A 16,999-nucleotide genomic window follows, 5' to 3' on the forward strand; every position below is an offset into this window, starting at 1 on the left:
TCCCAGCCAAATATCCGTTCAGGTTCAAGCAATAATGCTTATCCGAACGGCATTAACTTTATTAAGTCGGCTTTTTAATACCTGCAATTTGAAAACGAAGCCGTTCGTGATGATCTTTTGAACGCCATATGGCAAAATATTGCCCATTAGCGGCAAGTTTTGTCTAAAGCCGTCAAGGTTATTGCCGATACAGATATCATGGAAAGTGAAGTTCACCCTATTTTGGTGCGTGCAGAAATCGTCTGCTGCCCTCAATAGATAGCTTTAACGACAGATAATAGAGTGCAGGTATGAAGCTACGAATTGTAGCAGCTTCATTGATAGTGGCGCTGAGCTCACCCTTGAGTCATGCAGATTTGGCTGATGTGGGAGAGCCCGTTCCAATATATACAGAAGCTGAACTGATTAATTTAATTGAGAATAATCAACACCTAGAGCGAGTGAAAGCTGATAAGTGCCAGTTAGTTGAAGATATCGTTGCTCGTGCAACACGTATTAGCTTGCCTTCTTATGAGTTTTTATACGGTGATATGCTGGCTTGGGGTGTGTGTGTTCCGCAAGATGTAGAGCTTGGTCTTTACTATATGGAAAACGCAGCACATCAAGGTTTACCAGCGGCACTCGAGCAGTTAGGACGTTATTATTCTCTTGGCACTTTGGTGCAGCAAGACAAAGAGCGTGCGATCCCGTATTTACGTGAAGCCGCCTCGATGGGTAACTTAAGTGCAAGTATCCACTTAGCGGAACTCTTGCTACGTGATTACGGTAGCCCGTTAGATTATGAAGATGCTTATCGCTGGTTATACAACTCGGTGACTGCGGATCAAAGGCAACATAAGCGTATAACTGTGCTTCGAAGCGGTTTGGAGCGGAGAATGCCAGACAACATTATCGCTCGAGCAAAACGTCGAGACGTGTTCTGGTAATTACAATTATTAATTGAGGTTGATGATTAACGACTGCACTCGTTAACCATCTGTCTTGAACTAGAAAGATATTGATATAAAAAGGCCTCATAGGTAAATACCTATGAGGCCTTTTTTGATCTGAACGGAAAGCCGTTTATTTCATTCGATGACGTTACTGAACAACTTCACCAGATTCAATTACCGTCTTACGAACGACTTTGGTGAAATCGAGTGCTTCTTGGCGAATCTGATCTTCATCGACCGTTAGCATGTCGCGATCTTGCATGATGATCTTGCCATCAACGATGGTGTGACGAACGTTCCCCGAGTTAGCTGAGTAAACTAATGCAGAGTATGGGTTGTACACAGGAACCATGTTTGGAGCCTTGGTGTCGATCACTATGATGTCGGCTAGTTTGCCTGCTTCAAGAGAACCGATCTTATCTTCCATGTGTAGTGCTTTTGCTGCGCCCATTGTTGCCATGTCGATCACTTTGATCGGTGGCATTGCAGCACGATCCTTATTCACCAATTTGTGAACCTTAGCGACTTGGTTGAACTCATCAATGGTGCTCAATGTGTTACCTGACATTGGGCCATCAGTACCTAAACCGATACGTACATTTTCGTCATACATCTTAAGCGCAGGTGACACGCCTTTTGCTGACTTGATGTTGGCACTCATGTTATGGGCCACGCCCATATCTGATTTTTTCACTAGCTCGATATCATGATCGTCTACTAGGATCATGTGTGCGCCAACTAAGTTTTTGTTTAGTGCACCAATGCTGTCCATGTATTGAACCGGAGATAAGCCTTCAGCTCGTTTTGCAATTTTTTCTTCTTCACGATGAGATTCAGCTAAGTGAATCATTACTGGAACATCAAGTTCTAGAGAAAGCTTTGCTACTTTTTGAAGGACTTCGGTTGTGTTTGTGTAAGGGGCGTGAGGAGCAAATGCAGGCGTAATACGCGGGTGATCTTTATATTCTTCAATGAAGTTCAATGCGTATTTAATACCTTCTTCCGCGTTGGCCGCATCAGCCACTGGGAATTTGATTACTGTTTCGCCTAATACTGCGCGCATACCAATTTTATCAACAGTTTTAGCGACTTCGTCTTCAAAGTAGTACATATCAGCGTAAGTAGTTACGCCACCTTTTACCATTTCAACGTTACCAAGGTTAGCGCCTATACGATCCATATCGCGAGATACTAACTTAGCTTCAAGTGGGAAGATGTAGCGGTGCAAGCGATCAGGCACATCATCGGCCAACGAACGGAAAACCGTCATGGATACATGAGTATGAGTATTGATGAGACCTGGCATTACGATATCGCCATCAACGTCTAGCACTTGTTTAGCTTGGTACTGCTTCTCTAGTGAAGCATCGCCAACCGCAATGATTTTGTTGTCTTTGACCACAACAGTGCCGCTCTCCTAAACCGTTTTTTCTTGGTTCATGGTTAGAACCATGGCATCGGTTATCATCAGGTCAGCTTTTTCCATTGCTGAACTAGCAAATGGAAATAGAGCTAGGCTTGCCATCGCTGAAGCCAATAGGGTGCGTTTTAGTTTCATATCAATACTCAGAACAGGAGTTGTTAAAGTGTGTGGATAATAGTGTATTTCATTCATGGCGCAAACGTTTGTTTTATCGTTTGCTTGAAATTTTGATGATAGTCCGCGTCTATGAAGTGATGTTTCACAAAGTGAAGATATGTATCAATCTTAGGTTATTTTAGGCTTTTCCAAAGCATATCTGTAGCTTACCTCTAGCATCAGATATACTAGGGGTAATATACCTTCCTTGCTTAAGCAGGCCCGCCTATGTCAAAAAACACACCAATGTCAGAAAACACGACAGCGACAACCACTGTTGATCCTTTTGCCGACCGAGAGTCGAAAAATTACGAAAACCCAGTACCAAGCCGTGAGTTCATTATTTCGTTTCTAACAGACGCGAATATTCCTATGAACCGCAACGATCTATTCGAAGCTTTGGGTTTGGCTGGAGAGGAACAATATGAAGGGCTGCGTCGTCGTTTACGTGCAATGGAACGTGATGGACAGCTTATCTTTACCCGTCGTCAGTGTTACGCATTGCCTGAGAAGATGGAATTGATTAAAGGCTTTGTGATTGGTCATAAAGACGGTCATGGTTGGGTACGCCCAGACGGCAGTGTGGGTAAAGACAATGATATCGTGCTGCCGCATCATCAGATGAAAACTATCATGCACGGTGATTACGTATTGGTTCAGCCTACTGACAACAGTAAGCGTGGCCGTCGTGAAGGCCGTTTGGTTCGTGTGCTTGAAGAGCGTAAAACGCCACTTGTTGGTCGCTTCTTCCTAGAGTACGGCCATTCTTATGTGGTTGCTGATGATTCGCGTATTAGTCACGACATCCAGATCCCAACTGAGCATAAAGGCGGTGCTCGAATGGGTAATGTGGTTGTGATTGAAATTACGGACCGTGGTGGTCGTTCTCGTAACATGATGGGTAAAGTGACCGAAGTTCTTGGTGAGAATATGGCTCCGGGTATGGAAACGCAGATCGCGATCCGTACTCACCAGATCCCACAAGAGTGGCCTGAAGCGGTAGATAAGCAAATCGTAAACCTCGGTGAGCATGTTCCTGAAGAAGCAAAAGAAGGACGTGTTGATCTGCGTAAATTGCCATTGGTTACTATCGATGGTGAAGATGCGCGTGACTTCGATGATGCGGTTTACTGTGAAGCGAAGAAAGGCGGCGGCTGGCGCCTGTGGGTAGCGATTGCTGACGTAAGTTACTACGTTCGCCCAGAGACAGCGCTAGACAAAGAAGCGATTAACCGTGGTAACTCGGTATACTTCCCGTCACAAGTTGTCCCAATGCTGCCAGAAGTCCTTTCAAATGGTTTGTGTTCATTGAACCCTCAAGTCGACCGTTTGTGTATGGTGTGTGAGATGACTATCTCAGACAAAGGTAAACTGTCAGGCTACAAGCACTATGAAGCAGTCATGAATTCTCATGCTCGTCTTACTTATAACAAAGTAGGCGCGATCTTAGATGGCAATGAAGAATTACGTGAACGTTACGAACCAGAAGTACCACATCTTGAAGAACTGCATAAGATGTACAAGGTGCTTAAGAAAACGCGTGACGAACGTGGTGCGATTGAATTTGAAACGGTAGAAACTAAGTTTATCTTCAATGCGGATCGTAAGATTGACCGTATTGAGCCAGTAATCCGCAACGATGCACACAAGATCATCGAAGAATGTATGATTCTTGCGAATATCGCATCGGCATCTTACGTAGAAAAAGCGAAAGAGCCGGCTCTATACCGTGTTCACGATACTCCGGGTGAAGAGCGCTTAATGGGCTTCAAGAGCTTCTTAAGTGAACTAGGTTTAACGCTGGAGGGTGGCCTGTCGCCATCTCCGGTAGACTATGCACAACTGATGCAGCAGATTAACGAACGTGAAGACCGTGAGTTAATCCAAACTATGCTGTTGCGCTCAATGAAACAAGCGGTATACAACGCGGACAACGCGGGTCACTTTGGTCTAGCTCTTAAGCGCTATGCTCACTTTACCTCGCCAATTCGTCGTTACCCAGATTTACTATTGCACCGTGCAATTAAGTACCTTATTGCGAAAGAAGAAGGTCGTAACAGCGAGCGTTGGACGCCAACCGGTGGTTACCACTACACTTTCGATGATATGGACTTCTACGGCGAACAGTGTTCAATGACTGAGCGTCGTGCTGATGATGCTACGCGTGAAGTGAACGACTGGCTGAAATGTGAATACATGCAAGACCATGTTGGCGAAGTGATGGATGGCGTGATTGCCAACGTGACTGGCTTCGGTTTCTTTGTGCGTCTAACGGAACTGCACATCGATGGTCTGGTACATATTTCTGCGCTAGCGAATGACTACTACCAATTTGATGCTGTTGGTCAGCGTCTAGTGGGTGAAAGCTCAGGTAATATCTACCGCTTGGGTGATTCGGTTAAAGTGAAGGTTTCTGCGGTTAACTTAGAAACTCGTCAAATCGACTTTGATTTAGAAGACACCGATCGTCAGCCGCGTGGTAAAGGTAAAACAGCCAAGAAGCGTGCTGCTGAAGCGATGAAAAAGGCGAAAAGCAAGAAGCGTTCAGCGGTGAAGAGCAATAAGCCGGGTGTACCTGCAACGCCTTTAGTTGAACCAACTAAGCGACCTGATGGAAGTAGCGAAAGTTCATCTAAGAAGAAAAAGCCAGCGAATAAAACTGGTGCTGCTAAAGCTCGTGCGAAGAAAAAGCGCGCAGCAAGCCGTAAGCCAAAGGCTGATAAGTCTTAAGCTATCGTCATTACAGTGACGAGTAGCGCTTAAACGTCTAACGAATTTAAATGCGAGAGTATCAGGCGGAAGATGCATGCTCTCGAAATAAACAATACAGAGATGGGTGCATCGGGTTTGATGACATTCACCTCTGAGCAATAAGAGTAACCAGAGACAATGAGTAACGAATTTATTTACGGTATTCACGCGGTGAAAGCCGTACTAGAAAAAGATCCAGCGCGTTTTATTGAAGCGTATGTACTGAAAGGTCGTCAAGACGATCGCCTGCTTCCATTACTGAATCAATTGCAGCAATTTGGTGTATCGATTCAACAAATGGGTCGTAAGCCGCTTGATGAAAAAGCACAAGGTGCGAATCACCAAGGTCTTATTGCTAAGGTGAAGCCTGCTAAGCAGCTTAATGAAACTCACCTAGACGATATCCTTGCGCAGCACGAACAGCCTCTGCTGTTGGTTCTAGACGGCGTAACAGACCCTCACAACCTAGGTGCTTGTCTGCGTAATGCGGATGCCGCGGGTGTTGCTGCTGTTATCGTACCGAAAGACCGCTCTTCGCCGCTAACAGCAACGGTAAGCAAGGTAGCGTGTGGTGCGGCTGAGACCGTTCCTCTAGTACGTGTAACCAACCTCGCTCGAACAATGCGTGCACTGCAAGAACAGGGTGTATGGTTTGTGGGTACCGCAGGTGAAGCAACGCATGATATCTACCAAGCGAAGTTAACAGGCCCTCTTGCTGTGGTTATGGGTGCTGAAGGTGACGGTATGCGTCGTCTAACGCGTGAAACCTGTGATGATCTGATTAAGATCCCAATGGCAGGTAGCGTGTCGAGCCTGAACGTTTCAGTAGCATCGGGCATCTGTCTGTTCGAAGCGGTACGCCAACGTTTAGCTCAGTAAACCTAGGTTCAGCAACATTTGACTCAGTCACGCTTGGTTTAGTTGTGTGTCTCTATGTTGTTTAGAGGTACTTGCTATATAAAGAGTTAAACGACTTTAAGTCTATGAATTTATTAACGCTCGCCTCTTGTTGGTGAGCGTTTCTTTTTAGGCTGTTATAGCAGAACTCATTGGTTTATCAGATGGCTAGATGGCGAAAGAAAAACTGTTTCATTATTAGCCAAATACCGCTTGCCAATACCGGGTTCTTTCTATAATATTTGCCGTCCTTAAAACTCGGTCATTTTTCTTTAGTTCCTTGCTTCCCTTGGACGACCGAGCCTTTCGTGGAAGCTAATAATCCGTAAGGAGCAACCAAATGCGTCATTATGAAATCGTATTCATGGTTCACCCTGATCAAAGCGAGCAAGTTGCTGGCATGATCGAGCGTTACACTGGTTCAATCACTGAAGCTGGTGGTACTATCCACCGTCTAGAAGACTGGGGCCGCCGTCAAATGGCTTACCCAATCAACAAACTTCACAAAGCTCACTACGTTCTTATGAACGTTGAAGCTGGCCAAGAAGTGATGGACGAGCTAGAAACTGCTTTCCGTTTTAACGATGCAGTTCTACGTAACATGATCATGCGCACTAAAGGCGCTGTGACTGAGCAATCTATCATGCTTAAGCAAAAAGAAGAGCGTGCAGAGCGTGCTCCTCGTCGTGATGACCGTGAAGAACGTGCACCACGTCGTGAAGAAGAAGCTAAGCCAGAAGCTGCTGCTGAGTAATTCTTTTTTGGCCTTTTAGGTCATTAAATTTTATTCAACTCGTTTAGGTATTCTCACTACAAGCATTTGCTTAGACTTATTTATAAGTTCGTGTGAGTACCGCATTATTAAATTTAGATCAGGAGATAGCCCATGGCTCGTTTCTTCCGTCGTCGTAAATTCTGCCGTTTTACTGCAGAAGGCGTACAAGAGATTGACTACAAAGACGTAGCAACTCTAAAAAACTACATCACTGAAGCTGGTAAAATTGTACCTAGCCGTATCACTGGTACAAGTGCTAAATACCAACGTCAGCTAGCTCGCGCTATCAAGCGTTCTCGTTACCTAGCACTACTACCGTACACTGACAAGCATCAGTAATCGGTAATAGTTAATAATAGTTTAAGAGGACTAAGATAATGCAAGTTATTCTACTTGATAAGATCGGTAACCTAGGTGGCCTTGGCGACCAAGTAAACGTTAAATCTGGTTACGCTCGTAACTTCCTTATCCCACAGGGTAAAGCAGTTATGGCAACTAAAGACAACGTTGCTATGTTCGAAACTCGTCGTGCAGAACTAGAAGCTAAAGTTGCTGAGCAACTAGCTGCTTCAGAAGCTCGCGCTGAGAGCGTTAACACTCTAGAAGGCGTTACAATCGCTTCTAAAGCTGGTGACGAAGGTAAACTATTCGGTTCTATCGGTACTCGTGACATCGCTGACGCTATTACAGCGGCAGGTGTTGCAGTAGCTAAGAGCGAAGTACGCCTACCTGAAGGCGCTCTACGTAACATCGGCGAATTCGAAGTAAGCATCCAACTTCACTCTGAAGTTTTTGCTACTGCGAAAATCGCTATCGTTGCAGCTGAGTAATTTCAGTACCAAGACGAATTCTTTCTTTTGAAAGTTTTAAACACCAGCTTCGGCTGGTGTTTTTTTATGTCTGCAATATGAGTTTGAAGCTTTTTGGAACAGCGACTATTGCAGGAGTAGAAAGCACTAGAGAGGAGGGGCTTACATAGTAAAAAACGAGGGTGTTCTTTATCGATACATCGTTCTACCCGCTCTCAAATTTAGAATTGAAAAAGTAGATTTACAGACAGTACGGAATCTTCTTTGTTCAACCCTTCAGGTACCTTGTCGTGGTACTGTCGAGAGTGAGCAATCTTCAGTGCGATATTGTCGGTAATATCGTTGATGGCTTCTAATTCAGTATCAAATTTTAGGTTGCTGTGGCCGGATACCAACGTCACATCGGCTTTGAGCTTCAAATTTTTCAATACCTGCCATGATGTATTTACATTGCCACGGAAAATCGCTTCTTCAACGATCTCTGGGAAGATGATGTCATCATCGTCTATTTCATCAAGGTTCGGTTCTTGGTAACGAAAACCCGGGCCCACTTCAACCTCCAACACAAACTCTTCTGTATTCGAAAACTGATAACCTAGACCACTAGAAACGGTGTAGTCCTTAAAATAAGCACTGTATCGTGAATCGACCCCTTTAAAGCTGCCATAGAGGTAGGTTTTCGGACTTAACTTGTAGTCACTCTGAGCAGAATATGTCGATTGCCTTTTATCTTCTTCGCCATCTTTGTAGAGATTGTAGTATTTCCATTCGCCACTGGTTCTATGACGGCCAGCCGTGTACTCACCGTTCAGGCGTGCATTCAGCGATCGAGAATCAGAATTACCAGTATGCGACTGATATCCAAATTCGACTTCAGTATTCAGTGGGTTCGGCAGTTCTGTGTCACTCGTATCACTCGGTGCGATATCCATATCTTTTTCTTCAAGTGTCGGTGCAACGACGATCGGCTCAGCAGCAGGTTCTGCTACCACTATCGAGTCGAGGATTGCATCAACAGAGGCTTTAGCATCATCCGCTAAGGCCGACGGAGTGCTCAGGAGACCGATGCTTAGAAGACCAGTGCTCAGAGCCAATAATTTGGACACGCATACCTCAGTTATACAGTGAATGAATGGAAGGATCGTAATGCTACCTTTGGTTAATTCCGTCAGCAATAGGTAAATTCTTGCTGAAGAATAAAACAAACTCATAGGATCGGATTACAAACGGATGTTCTTGGGTATAATGAACGATCATTATTAGTTATTGAGTGTAGTCATAGTGGATACCAAAAGTCAGAAATCAGCCAACGATCAGGTGGACGCCATCAAGGTCCCGCCACATTCATTAGAAGCTGAGCAATCTGTTATTGGCGGTTTGTTATTGGATAACGAACGCTGGGATACGGTGGCCGAAAAGGTTGTGGCCAAAGACTTTTATAGCCGTCCTCACCGTCTGATCTTTGAAGCGGTAAAGGATATCCTTGAAGAAAGCTCTCCTCTGGATCTTATTACACTCTCTGAACATTTAGAGCTGCGTGAGCAACTTGAAGAAGTGGGTGGCTTTGCTTACCTTGCTGACCTAGCGAAAAATACGCCAAGTGCGGCAAACATCAATGCCTATGCAGATATCGTGGCACAACGTGCATTGGTGCGTAGCCTGATTGGTGTGGCAAATGAAATTGCGGATTCTGGTTATGACCCTCAAGGTCGTACATCGGAAGAACTTGTTGATCTTGCTGAGAGTAAAGTTTTCGCGATTGCCGAAGGCCGAGCAAGTGAAAATGAAGGTCCACAAAACGTTGATAGCATTCTAGAGAAGACGCTAGAACGTATCGAAATCTTATATAAATCGCCACAAGATGGTGTGACAGGTGTCGATACGGGTTTCAACGACCTCAATAAGAAAACGGCAGGCCTTCAGGGTTCTGACTTAATCATTGTTGCTGCGCGTCCATCGATGGGTAAAACCACGTTTGCGATGAACCTATGTGAAAACGCAGCGATGAAGCAAGACAAGCCAGTGTTAATCTTCTCGCTAGAGATGCCAGCTGAACAGCTGATGATGCGTATGCTTGCATCACTTTCTCGCGTAGACCAAACCAAGATTCGTACCGGTCAGTTAGACGATGAAGATTGGGCTCGTATCTCGTCGAGTATGGGTATTCTGATGGATAAGAAGAATATGTATATCGATGACAGCTCGGGTCTAACGCCAACAGAAGTACGTTCTCGAGCTCGACGAATTGCTCGTGAGCATGATGGTATCTCTATGATCATGATAGATTACCTTCAATTAATGCGTGTACCTTCGTTATCTGATAACCGTACTCTAGAGATCGCCGAGATTTCTCGCTCATTGAAAGCACTAGCAAAAGAACTCAACGTACCAGTTGTGGCACTTTCTCAGCTTAACCGTTCCCTAGAGCAACGTGCTGATAAGCGCCCAGTAAACTCGGATTTGCGTGAATCAGGTTCGATCGAGCAAGATGCCGACTTAATCATGTTTATCTATCGTGATGAGGTTTATAACCCCGATAGTTCATTGAAAGGCATCGCTGAGATCATCCTTGGTAAGCAACGTAACGGTCCGATCGGTTCGGTTCGTCTTACATTCCAAGGTCAACACTCCCGATTTGATAACTATGCAGGTCCTGCATTTGATGATGAGTAATCACTAATGACTTACATGAAAGCAGCGACGGCGAGTATTGACTTAAACGCGCTTGAACATAACCTGAACCAGATAAAGTCGAAGGCTCCTCATTGCAAGGTAATGTCTGTTGTGAAAGCCAATGGCTACGGACATGGCTTACTGCATATTGCCAAGCATTCAAAAAGCTCTGATGCTTTTGGTGTGGCGCGTATTGAAGAAGCATTACAGCTTCGTGCTGGTGGCATTGTTAAACCTATTTTGTTGCTAGAAGGGTTTTATTCTTCGGGTGATTTGCCAATCTTGGTGACCAATAACATCCAAACAGTCGTGCATTGCGAAGAGCAATTAAGCGCGCTAGAGAATGCAGAGTTGGAAACACCTGTTGTGGTTTGGCTAAAAGTCGACAGTGGTATGCATCGCCTAGGTGCTCGTCCTGAGCAATACCAAAACTTTGTTGAGCGCTTACATCAATGTGCGAATGTCGCTAAACCTCTGCGCTACATGAGCCACTTCGGTTGTGCTGATGAACTTGATAGAGCAACCACCGTTGAACAGACCGAGCTTTTCTTATCGCTCACCGACGGTTGTGAAGGTGAGCGTTCACTTGCTGCTTCAGCGGGTCTATTAGCTTGGCCAGACAGCCATCTTGATTGGGTTCGACCGGGAATTATCTCTTACGGTGTTTCTCCTTTTGCTGATAAATCAGCGCAAGATCTTGGCTTTTATCCTGTAATGACTTTGACCTCGCACTTGATAGCGGTTCGTGATGTTAAAGCGGGTGAAAGTGTGGGTTATGGCGGTAACTGGACCAGTGAGCGAGATACCAAGGTTGGTGTGATCGCGATAGGTTATGGTGATGGTTATCCTCGCACTGCTCCTAACGGCACTCCAGTGTTCGTTAACGGCCGAAAAGTACCGATCGCCGGACGTGTATCAATGGATATGCTAACGGTTGACCTTGGCCCTGATGCGGCAGATAAAGTCGGTGATGAAGCAACATTATGGGGTAAAGATTTACCTTCAGAAGAAGTCGCAGAACATATCGGCACTATCGCTTACGAGCTGGTCACCAAGCTGACTTCGCGTGTTGCGATGGAGTACGTGAAGTAGCTAATGTGAAGTAACTAATGCGAAGTAACTATGGATCCTATAAGTAAATGATGTTCATACGAACGACTCGACACTGGTTAATGTCTGCAATGGCATTACTCGGTGTCAGCTTGTCTTCTCCCGCTGTGAGTGAAGAAAAAGATTCAGCCTTTGTTCCTTTCTATTTTAGTACTGAAACCATGGGTAATACCTTCGGGGTTGCTGGTGTCGCAAAGGGTGTTTGGCAACCTCAAGCTGCTCTGTTTGGCATGGCGCTTTATTCAGATAAAGACAGCTACGTCGGTTTCTTATCAGCCTTTAACTTCGCACTGTCTGAGAACGTGTTGTTCAGTACTCAGATGTACCAAGCTCGCTTTAACGAAAACCCGTATTACATTGGCTCTCAAGGCGATAATGATTCATCCATTGATGATAAAACCATTGCCGACGGCTTAGAAGAAAACTATCAGGTTGAGTTTAAGTATCTGCTGCCTTGGGGCAATGTTGCAGAGCATGGCTTGCTAGGGGCTTTCCAACCTATCAAAGATGTGAGCTTTGCTTCCCCATTAGAGTCTGGTGTCAGTTCGATTGTCTTTACGCCTTTCTATACGGCTCGTGAGCTAGAAGGCTTAAACAATAGCGAACAGGCGACAGGTTTTAGTTTGGCGTTTGATTGGGATAACCGTGATAGCACACGCAACCCAACCAAGGGGTCTCATACCAATCTTGAGTTTACTACCGGCGCTGAAAGTTGGTCTAACGATGACTTATGGCTGAAGTGGACATTCCAAAACAGTCAGTATTTTGCATTGGGTCCTTTGGGGAACTTGTTCGACCAACAAGTCGTGGCATTTGATGTCTATACCGCTGACACACCTACGTGGGGCAACTGTTCAGGGCAAGATTGTGCTCGTCCACCCGAAACAGAACAAGCTCGACTCGGTGGCTTATATCGCTTAAGAGGTTATACCGGAGGCCGTTACCACGGTCGTTCTGCTATTCACTACTCTGCGGAATATCGAGTGCTTCCTGATTGGCAACCACTGGGCGATATCCCACTGATTAACTACTACGATTTGCCTTGGTGGCAGTGGGTGGCGTTTGCTGAAGTCGGCCGTGTTGCTGATGAGTACGATATCAAAACACTGCACACAGACATGAAATGGAGCCTAGGCGGGGCAGTTCGTTTCCAGGTTGAAGGCATTGTTGTACGTGCTGAATTAGCGCGAGGCGGTGATGAAGGGACCTTTAGGGTTATGATAAACCAGCCTTTCTAATTCTGGTTTTACCAACTCGACTCTCTTATATTTTTAAAGGGTGACACATAACTGTGTCACCCTTTTTGTTTTCTACCATTATGTTTGTTAAGCGGTATTTCACTGTTGATACTTAACGTTACTCACCTTGAATGGTCGCAATAACGGTACGGCTTCCACCACAATCTCGGTGTTCACCTAAGTAAATGCCCTGCCATGTCCCCAAAGCTAAACGACCATTGGTAATCGGAATTGTCACACTGGTGCCAAGTGTCGATGCTTTAATGTGAGCGGGCATATCATCATCACCTTCGTAGGTGTGCTTGTAGTAGGGGGCTCGTTCGGGCACAAACTTATTAAAGTGTGATTCCATATCGGTGCGAACAGTAGGGTCTGCGTTCTCATTTAGCGTAAGGCTAGCAGAAGTATGCTGAATGAATAGATGTAATAAACCAACAGACAGTGAATGGATATCGGATATCTGTTGTTCAATTTCATCAGTGATGAGATGAAATCCACGTTTTTGTACGTGTAGGTGTATCGTCTTCTGAATCCACATACGCCATCCTCTATAATGTATTTGGAAAAAAAGTGGTTTAACGCTATCTTTTGAACTTGAATTTATCAGGTTTCGCTCACATTTAATGATGTGAGCGCTAGAGTCAGTACCGATTCTGCTATCAGGAAATCTAATTCTGATTTATCTCAAGGTACCGCTCTTCATATGCGGCATAATACGTCGTGAAAAAAAATTACAAAGAATCTTTCAGTGGTGATGCGATTTGGTCATCATAGAAAAATATAAACTTTCGCCTAATCGGGGGTTCTATTCATCACTTTGGTGACGTCTAGAATAAAACCTACAGTAACATCGGGATAGATACCATGTTGAAAAATATCAACCCAACGCAAACACAAGCGTGGAAAGCTCTAACTGCACATTTTGAGTCTGCTCAAGATATGGATATGAAAGAGCTATTTGCTCAAGATGCAAAGCGTTTCGAGAGCTTTTCTACTCGTTTCGGTTCAGACATCTTAGTGGATTACTCTAAGAACCTTATCGACGCTGAAACTATGCAGCACCTATTTGCTCTTGCGAACGAGACTGAAGTTAAGTCTGCAATCGAAGCAATGTTCGGCGGTGATGCAATCAACAAGACTGAAGGTCGTTCAGTTCTCCACACTGCGTTACGTAACCGTAGCGACAAGCCAGTAATGGTTGATGGCAAAGACGTAATGCCAGCAGTGAATGCAGTACTAGCAAAAATGGAACTGTTCACACACCGTATCGTTTCTGGTGAGTGGAAAGGTTACACAGGTAAAGAGATCACTGATGTCGTCAACATCGGTATCGGCGGTTCAGACCTTGGTCCATACATGGTAACTGAAGCACTTACGCCATACAAAACTCGCCTAAACATGCACTTTGTTTCTAACGTAGACGGCACTCACATCGTTGAGACACTTAAGCCTCTTAACCCAGAAACAACACTTTTCCTAGTGGCATCTAAGACATTTACCACTCAAGAAACAATGACGAACGCACACTCTGCGCGTGATTGGTTCTTGGCTGAAGCAGGCGACTCAGCACATGTTGCTAAGCACTTCGCAGCACTATCAACAAACGCGGCTTCAGTTGCTGAGTTTGGTATTGATACTGACAACATGTTCGAATTCTGGGATTGGGTAGGCGGTCGTTACTCACTATGGTCAGCGATCGGTCTTTCTATCTCACTATCTATCGGCTTCGATAACTTCGCTGAGCTACTCGATGGCGCACATGAGATGGATAACCACTTTGCTTCAACGGAATTTGAAAGCAACATTCCAGTGATCCTTGCGTTAATTGGTGTTTGGTACAACAACTTCCACGGCGCTGAGTCAGAAGCAATCCTACCTTACGATCAATACATGCACCGTTTTGCTGCTTACTTCCAGCAAGGTAATATGGAATCTAACGGTAAATTCGTTGACCGTGAAGGTAACCCAGTAGAATACCAAACAGGCCCTATCATCTGGGGTGAACCTGGTACAAACGGTCAGCACGCGTTCTACCAACTGATTCACCAAGGCACTAAGCTGATCCCATCAGACTTCATTGCTCCGGCTATCAGCCACAACCCAGCATCTGATCACCACCAGAAGCTAATGTCTAACTTCTTTGCTCAAACTGAAGCGCTAGCTTTCGGTAAGACAAAAGAGACAGTAGAAGCTGAATTCCTAGCGGCTGGCAAAACAGCTGAAGAAGTTGCTGAGCTAGTACCTTTCAAAGTATTTGAAGGTAACCGCCCAACGAACTCTATTCTTGTTAAGCAAATCAACCCTCGCTCTTTAGGTAACCTAATCGCGATGTACGAGCACAAGATCTTCGTTCAAGGCGTTATCTGGAACATCTTCAGCTTCGACCAATGGGGCGTAGAGCTTGGTAAGCAACTAGCAAACCAAATTCTTCCAGAGCTTGCAGACGATGCACAAGTAACGTCTCACGACAGCTCTACTAACGGTCTAATCAACGCATTTAAAGCGCTGAAAGCTTAAGACTGTTTAAGTAACACCAAGTAATAATTGTAAACGCCAACCTTTCGGTTGGCGTTTTTTATGTCCGTTGATTTACGGCAATAAAAAAAGGCTGACGTATGTACGTCAGCCTTTCGCTTTTTATTTAGTCGATTGTCTCTATTCGAAACAGATCTCGATGAAAGCATTACCCCACTGAGATGAGAAAGGCATGATGATGATTGCGCCTTCACACTTGTGACGAATAGTATGGCCTTTACCTGAAACCACGATTGGCGTTGCCATATCGAAGTCAAAGCCGCTTTCTGCAAGAATACGCTTTGCGCCACCGGTTACCATGTTAGTGATTTCACCCACCATGTCGGTCACTTCTTCGTTCAAACCGTTTGGTCGTTCACCTAGCATGTTTTCCATGATTTCTAGAGCAAGCCCTTCATCAAAGGTGATCGACATTGAGCCACGAGACTGTGTACCAACCATACCAATTAGGCCGGACACATCACCACGAGCGATTTCATCTTTCTTCACTCTTGGTTTCTGAGGCTTTAATTCTAGAGATGCCATCGTTTTTAGTACGTTCATCAAAGAAGCTAAAAACGGGTTTACAAATTCAGCGCGCATAATGTTCTTCTATAATCTTATTCTTTCATTTCGGAGGAGCAAGTTTGGCAAATGCCATGTGATTCAATGACATGGTTGGTCAACTTGAATCCATGCTGCTCGGCGTTACTCGCGAGTAGGGCGACAAGCGCATCGTCTTGTAATTCTATCACAGTGCCACATTTATCGCAGATCAGTAATTGGGAAAAATGCGTGTTGGCATTGCAAGAGCAGCAGCATATAAAGCTATTCGTTGACTCAACTCGGTGAATGAACCCTTGCTCTAACAAAAAATCCAAAGCGCGATAAACTGTAGGAGGCTTGGCTTGCGGTTCACTGACTTTCAATTGCTCTAATAATTCATAAGCACTGGAGGCTTTTTTATTAGATAGGATAAGCTCAAACACTCGCTTTCTTTGGGGTGTTAGCCTAACACCTCGCGATACGCATATCCCTTCAACTTGCTCTATTAATGTGTGGTCCAAATTTTTCACCGTTCAATCAAACATCCCCATTTAGCCCCTATTGCTAGGTAACCTTGTTTGAGGAGACATTGATTTTATTAAAGTCAGGTACAGAGCGTATTGTGACCTACGACTTTGAATAAGACAAGGTAACTCAAAACGACAGTGTGACTCAAGGCATAACTGATTAATCAAGCTGAATTAGAGATCTGGTGAATGAGTTTGAAAACATCAAGTGCAACAATGTGCTTATTGAGCGAGAGTTCTCAATCGACATTGGCCTGTCATCGGCTAAAAAGGGTTTAGTGTTATCTGGCGCAGGAGCGGTTTTGGCAGCTGGTCACCCTGAAGTTATCACCGCGAGCGTATCGGCAGACGGTGTTCAATTCGGTGGCATTATTGGCGCAAGTGCTCCAATAGTATTTGGCCTATGGGAAACCCTACGCAATGAGTTTAAGTAATGGCAGAGTATCAAACAATAATTGTTGCCGTTGTTAGTGCCTTGTCTAGTGAGGTGGGGGAGGTATTACACTTAAAACCGATGTTAAGTGGCTGCGCTTAATGATGGAAAAGATGGATGAGCGTTTGACGTATCTAGAACAAAAAAGCCCCTGAAAAGGGTAATGCCGATCAGTTAAAGCCAAAGTGATCGGTTGAAGGATCCTTCCGAGCTGT

The 16,999-nt window shown here is 44.8% G+C and carries 15 protein-coding genes and 1 pseudogene; 11 read left to right on the top strand and 5 right to left on the bottom strand.

What is annotated here, in order from left to right; all coding sequences use genetic code 11:
* Positions 1 to 290: 290 nt before the first annotated feature.
* Positions 291 to 926, top strand: a complete 636-nt coding sequence (gene motX / locus AB6E08_RS19720) for a flagellar protein MotX (protein WP_009847886.1) — start codon at positions 291 to 293, stop codon at positions 924 to 926.
* Positions 927 to 1,080: 154 nt separating this feature from the next.
* Here motX and AB6E08_RS19725 read toward each other — a convergent pair.
* Positions 1,081 to 2,490, bottom strand: a pseudogene (locus AB6E08_RS19725) (amidohydrolase).
* Positions 2,491 to 2,739: 249 nt separating this feature from the next.
* Between AB6E08_RS19725 and rnr the strand changes: the two are divergent.
* The 5 genes from rnr to rplI all read left to right on the top strand — a co-directional run bounded on the left by rnr (position 2,740) and on the right by rplI (position 7,764).
* Positions 2,740 to 5,241, top strand: a complete 2,502-nt coding sequence (gene rnr / locus AB6E08_RS19730) for a ribonuclease R (protein ID WP_017101853.1) — start codon at positions 2,740 to 2,742, stop codon at positions 5,239 to 5,241.
* Positions 5,242 to 5,400: 159 nt separating this feature from the next.
* Positions 5,401 to 6,141, top strand: coding sequence for a 23S rRNA (guanosine(2251)-2'-O)-methyltransferase RlmB (rlmB, locus tag AB6E08_RS19735; RefSeq protein ID WP_009847889.1), 741 nt, complete (start codon positions 5,401 to 5,403; stop codon positions 6,139 to 6,141).
* 358 nt (positions 6,142 to 6,499) lie between these two features.
* Positions 6,500 to 6,913 (top strand): 30S ribosomal protein S6, encoded by a 414-nt coding sequence (rpsF, locus tag AB6E08_RS19740; RefSeq protein WP_004735855.1) that lies wholly within the window; start codon positions 6,500 to 6,502, stop codon positions 6,911 to 6,913.
* Between the two features lie 132 nt (positions 6,914 to 7,045).
* Complete coding sequence (gene rpsR / locus AB6E08_RS19745; RefSeq protein WP_000090472.1) at positions 7,046 to 7,273, top strand: 30S ribosomal protein S18; 228 nt, start codon at positions 7,046 to 7,048, stop codon at positions 7,271 to 7,273.
* Between the two features lie 38 nt (positions 7,274 to 7,311).
* Positions 7,312 to 7,764, top strand: coding sequence for a 50S ribosomal protein L9 (rplI, locus tag AB6E08_RS19750; protein ID WP_009847890.1), 453 nt, complete (start codon positions 7,312 to 7,314; stop codon positions 7,762 to 7,764).
* A gap of 200 nt (positions 7,765 to 7,964) precedes the next feature.
* Here the strand turns inward: rplI and AB6E08_RS19755 are convergent, their stop codons facing one another.
* Positions 7,965 to 8,849 (bottom strand): DUF481 domain-containing protein, encoded by an 885-nt coding sequence (locus AB6E08_RS19755; RefSeq protein ID WP_029225598.1) that lies wholly within the window; start codon positions 8,847 to 8,849, stop codon positions 7,965 to 7,967.
* A gap of 175 nt (positions 8,850 to 9,024) precedes the next feature.
* Here AB6E08_RS19755 and AB6E08_RS19760 point away from each other — a divergent pair, with 175 nt between their 5' ends.
* The 3 genes from AB6E08_RS19760 to AB6E08_RS19770 are packed head-to-tail and all read left to right on the top strand — an operon-like array spanning position 9,025 to position 12,764.
* On the top strand, positions 9,025 to 10,416 hold the full coding sequence (locus tag AB6E08_RS19760) for a replicative DNA helicase (RefSeq protein ID WP_009847892.1): 1,392 nt from the start codon (positions 9,025 to 9,027) through the stop codon (positions 10,414 to 10,416).
* Positions 10,417 to 10,422: 6 nt separating this feature from the next.
* On the top strand, positions 10,423 to 11,508 hold the full coding sequence (gene alr, locus AB6E08_RS19765) for an alanine racemase (protein ID WP_017097257.1): 1,086 nt from the start codon (positions 10,423 to 10,425) through the stop codon (positions 11,506 to 11,508).
* Positions 11,509 to 11,558: 50 nt separating this feature from the next.
* A complete protein-coding gene (locus AB6E08_RS19770) occupies positions 11,559 to 12,764 on the top strand; it encodes a BamA/TamA family outer membrane protein (protein WP_032499458.1) in 1,206 nt (401 codons plus the stop codon).
* Positions 12,765 to 12,882: 118 nt separating this feature from the next.
* On the opposite strand, the gene AB6E08_RS19775 is transcribed toward AB6E08_RS19770, so the two are convergent.
* The gene (locus tag AB6E08_RS19775) at positions 12,883 to 13,302 is read right to left on the bottom strand and encodes a secondary thiamine-phosphate synthase enzyme YjbQ (protein WP_017101851.1); all 420 of its coding nucleotides are present in this window, start codon (positions 13,300 to 13,302) and stop codon (positions 12,883 to 12,885) included.
* 326 nt (positions 13,303 to 13,628) lie between these two features.
* Here AB6E08_RS19775 and pgi point away from each other — a divergent pair, with 326 nt between their 5' ends.
* A complete protein-coding gene (pgi, locus tag AB6E08_RS19780; RefSeq protein ID WP_009847896.1) occupies positions 13,629 to 15,281 on the top strand; it encodes a glucose-6-phosphate isomerase in 1,653 nt (550 codons plus the stop codon).
* Positions 15,282 to 15,419: 138 nt separating this feature from the next.
* Here the strand turns inward: pgi and AB6E08_RS19785 are convergent, their stop codons facing one another.
* A complete protein-coding gene (locus tag AB6E08_RS19785) occupies positions 15,420 to 15,881 on the bottom strand; it encodes a chemotaxis protein CheX (RefSeq protein WP_009847897.1) in 462 nt (153 codons plus the stop codon).
* A 17-nt stretch (positions 15,882 to 15,898) separates the two neighbouring features.
* Positions 15,899 to 16,354 (bottom strand): zinc uptake transcriptional repressor Zur, encoded by a 456-nt coding sequence (zur, locus tag AB6E08_RS19790; RefSeq protein ID WP_012603115.1) that lies wholly within the window; start codon positions 16,352 to 16,354, stop codon positions 15,899 to 15,901.
* A 251-nt stretch (positions 16,355 to 16,605) separates the two neighbouring features.
* Here zur and AB6E08_RS19795 point away from each other — a divergent pair, with 251 nt between their 5' ends.
* Positions 16,606 to 16,785, top strand: a complete 180-nt coding sequence (locus AB6E08_RS19795) for a hypothetical protein (protein WP_029225597.1) — start codon at positions 16,606 to 16,608, stop codon at positions 16,783 to 16,785.
* The last annotated feature ends 214 nt before the right edge of the window (positions 16,786 to 16,999 follow it).

The sequence above is a fragment of the Vibrio sp. 10N.247.310.24 genome (assembly GCF_041467175.1).
GTDB classification, from domain to species: Bacteria; Pseudomonadota; Gammaproteobacteria; order Enterobacterales; family Vibrionaceae; genus Vibrio; species Vibrio tasmaniensis_A.

Coding starts and splice junctions, on each gene's coding strand:
- AB6E08_RS19785 (WP_009847897.1), bottom strand. CDS start 15,881: ATGCGCGCTGAATTTGTAAACCCGTTTTTAGCTTCTTTGATGAACGTA.
- rnr (WP_017101853.1), top strand. CDS start 2,740: ATGTCAAAAAACACACCAATGTCAGAAAACACGACAGCGACAACCACT.
- AB6E08_RS19770 (WP_032499458.1), top strand. CDS start 11,559: ATGTTCATACGAACGACTCGACACTGGTTAATGTCTGCAATGGCATTA.
- rlmB (WP_009847889.1), top strand. CDS start 5,401: ATGAGTAACGAATTTATTTACGGTATTCACGCGGTGAAAGCCGTACTA.
- motX (WP_009847886.1), top strand. CDS start 291: ATGAAGCTACGAATTGTAGCAGCTTCATTGATAGTGGCGCTGAGCTCA.
- rplI (WP_009847890.1), top strand. CDS start 7,312: ATGCAAGTTATTCTACTTGATAAGATCGGTAACCTAGGTGGCCTTGGC.
- rpsR (WP_000090472.1), top strand. CDS start 7,046: ATGGCTCGTTTCTTCCGTCGTCGTAAATTCTGCCGTTTTACTGCAGAA.
- pgi (WP_009847896.1), top strand. CDS start 13,629: ATGTTGAAAAATATCAACCCAACGCAAACACAAGCGTGGAAAGCTCTA.
- AB6E08_RS19775 (WP_017101851.1), bottom strand. CDS start 13,302: ATGTGGATTCAGAAGACGATACACCTACACGTACAAAAACGTGGATTT.
- alr (WP_017097257.1), top strand. CDS start 10,423: ATGACTTACATGAAAGCAGCGACGGCGAGTATTGACTTAAACGCGCTT.
- rpsF (WP_004735855.1), top strand. CDS start 6,500: ATGCGTCATTATGAAATCGTATTCATGGTTCACCCTGATCAAAGCGAG.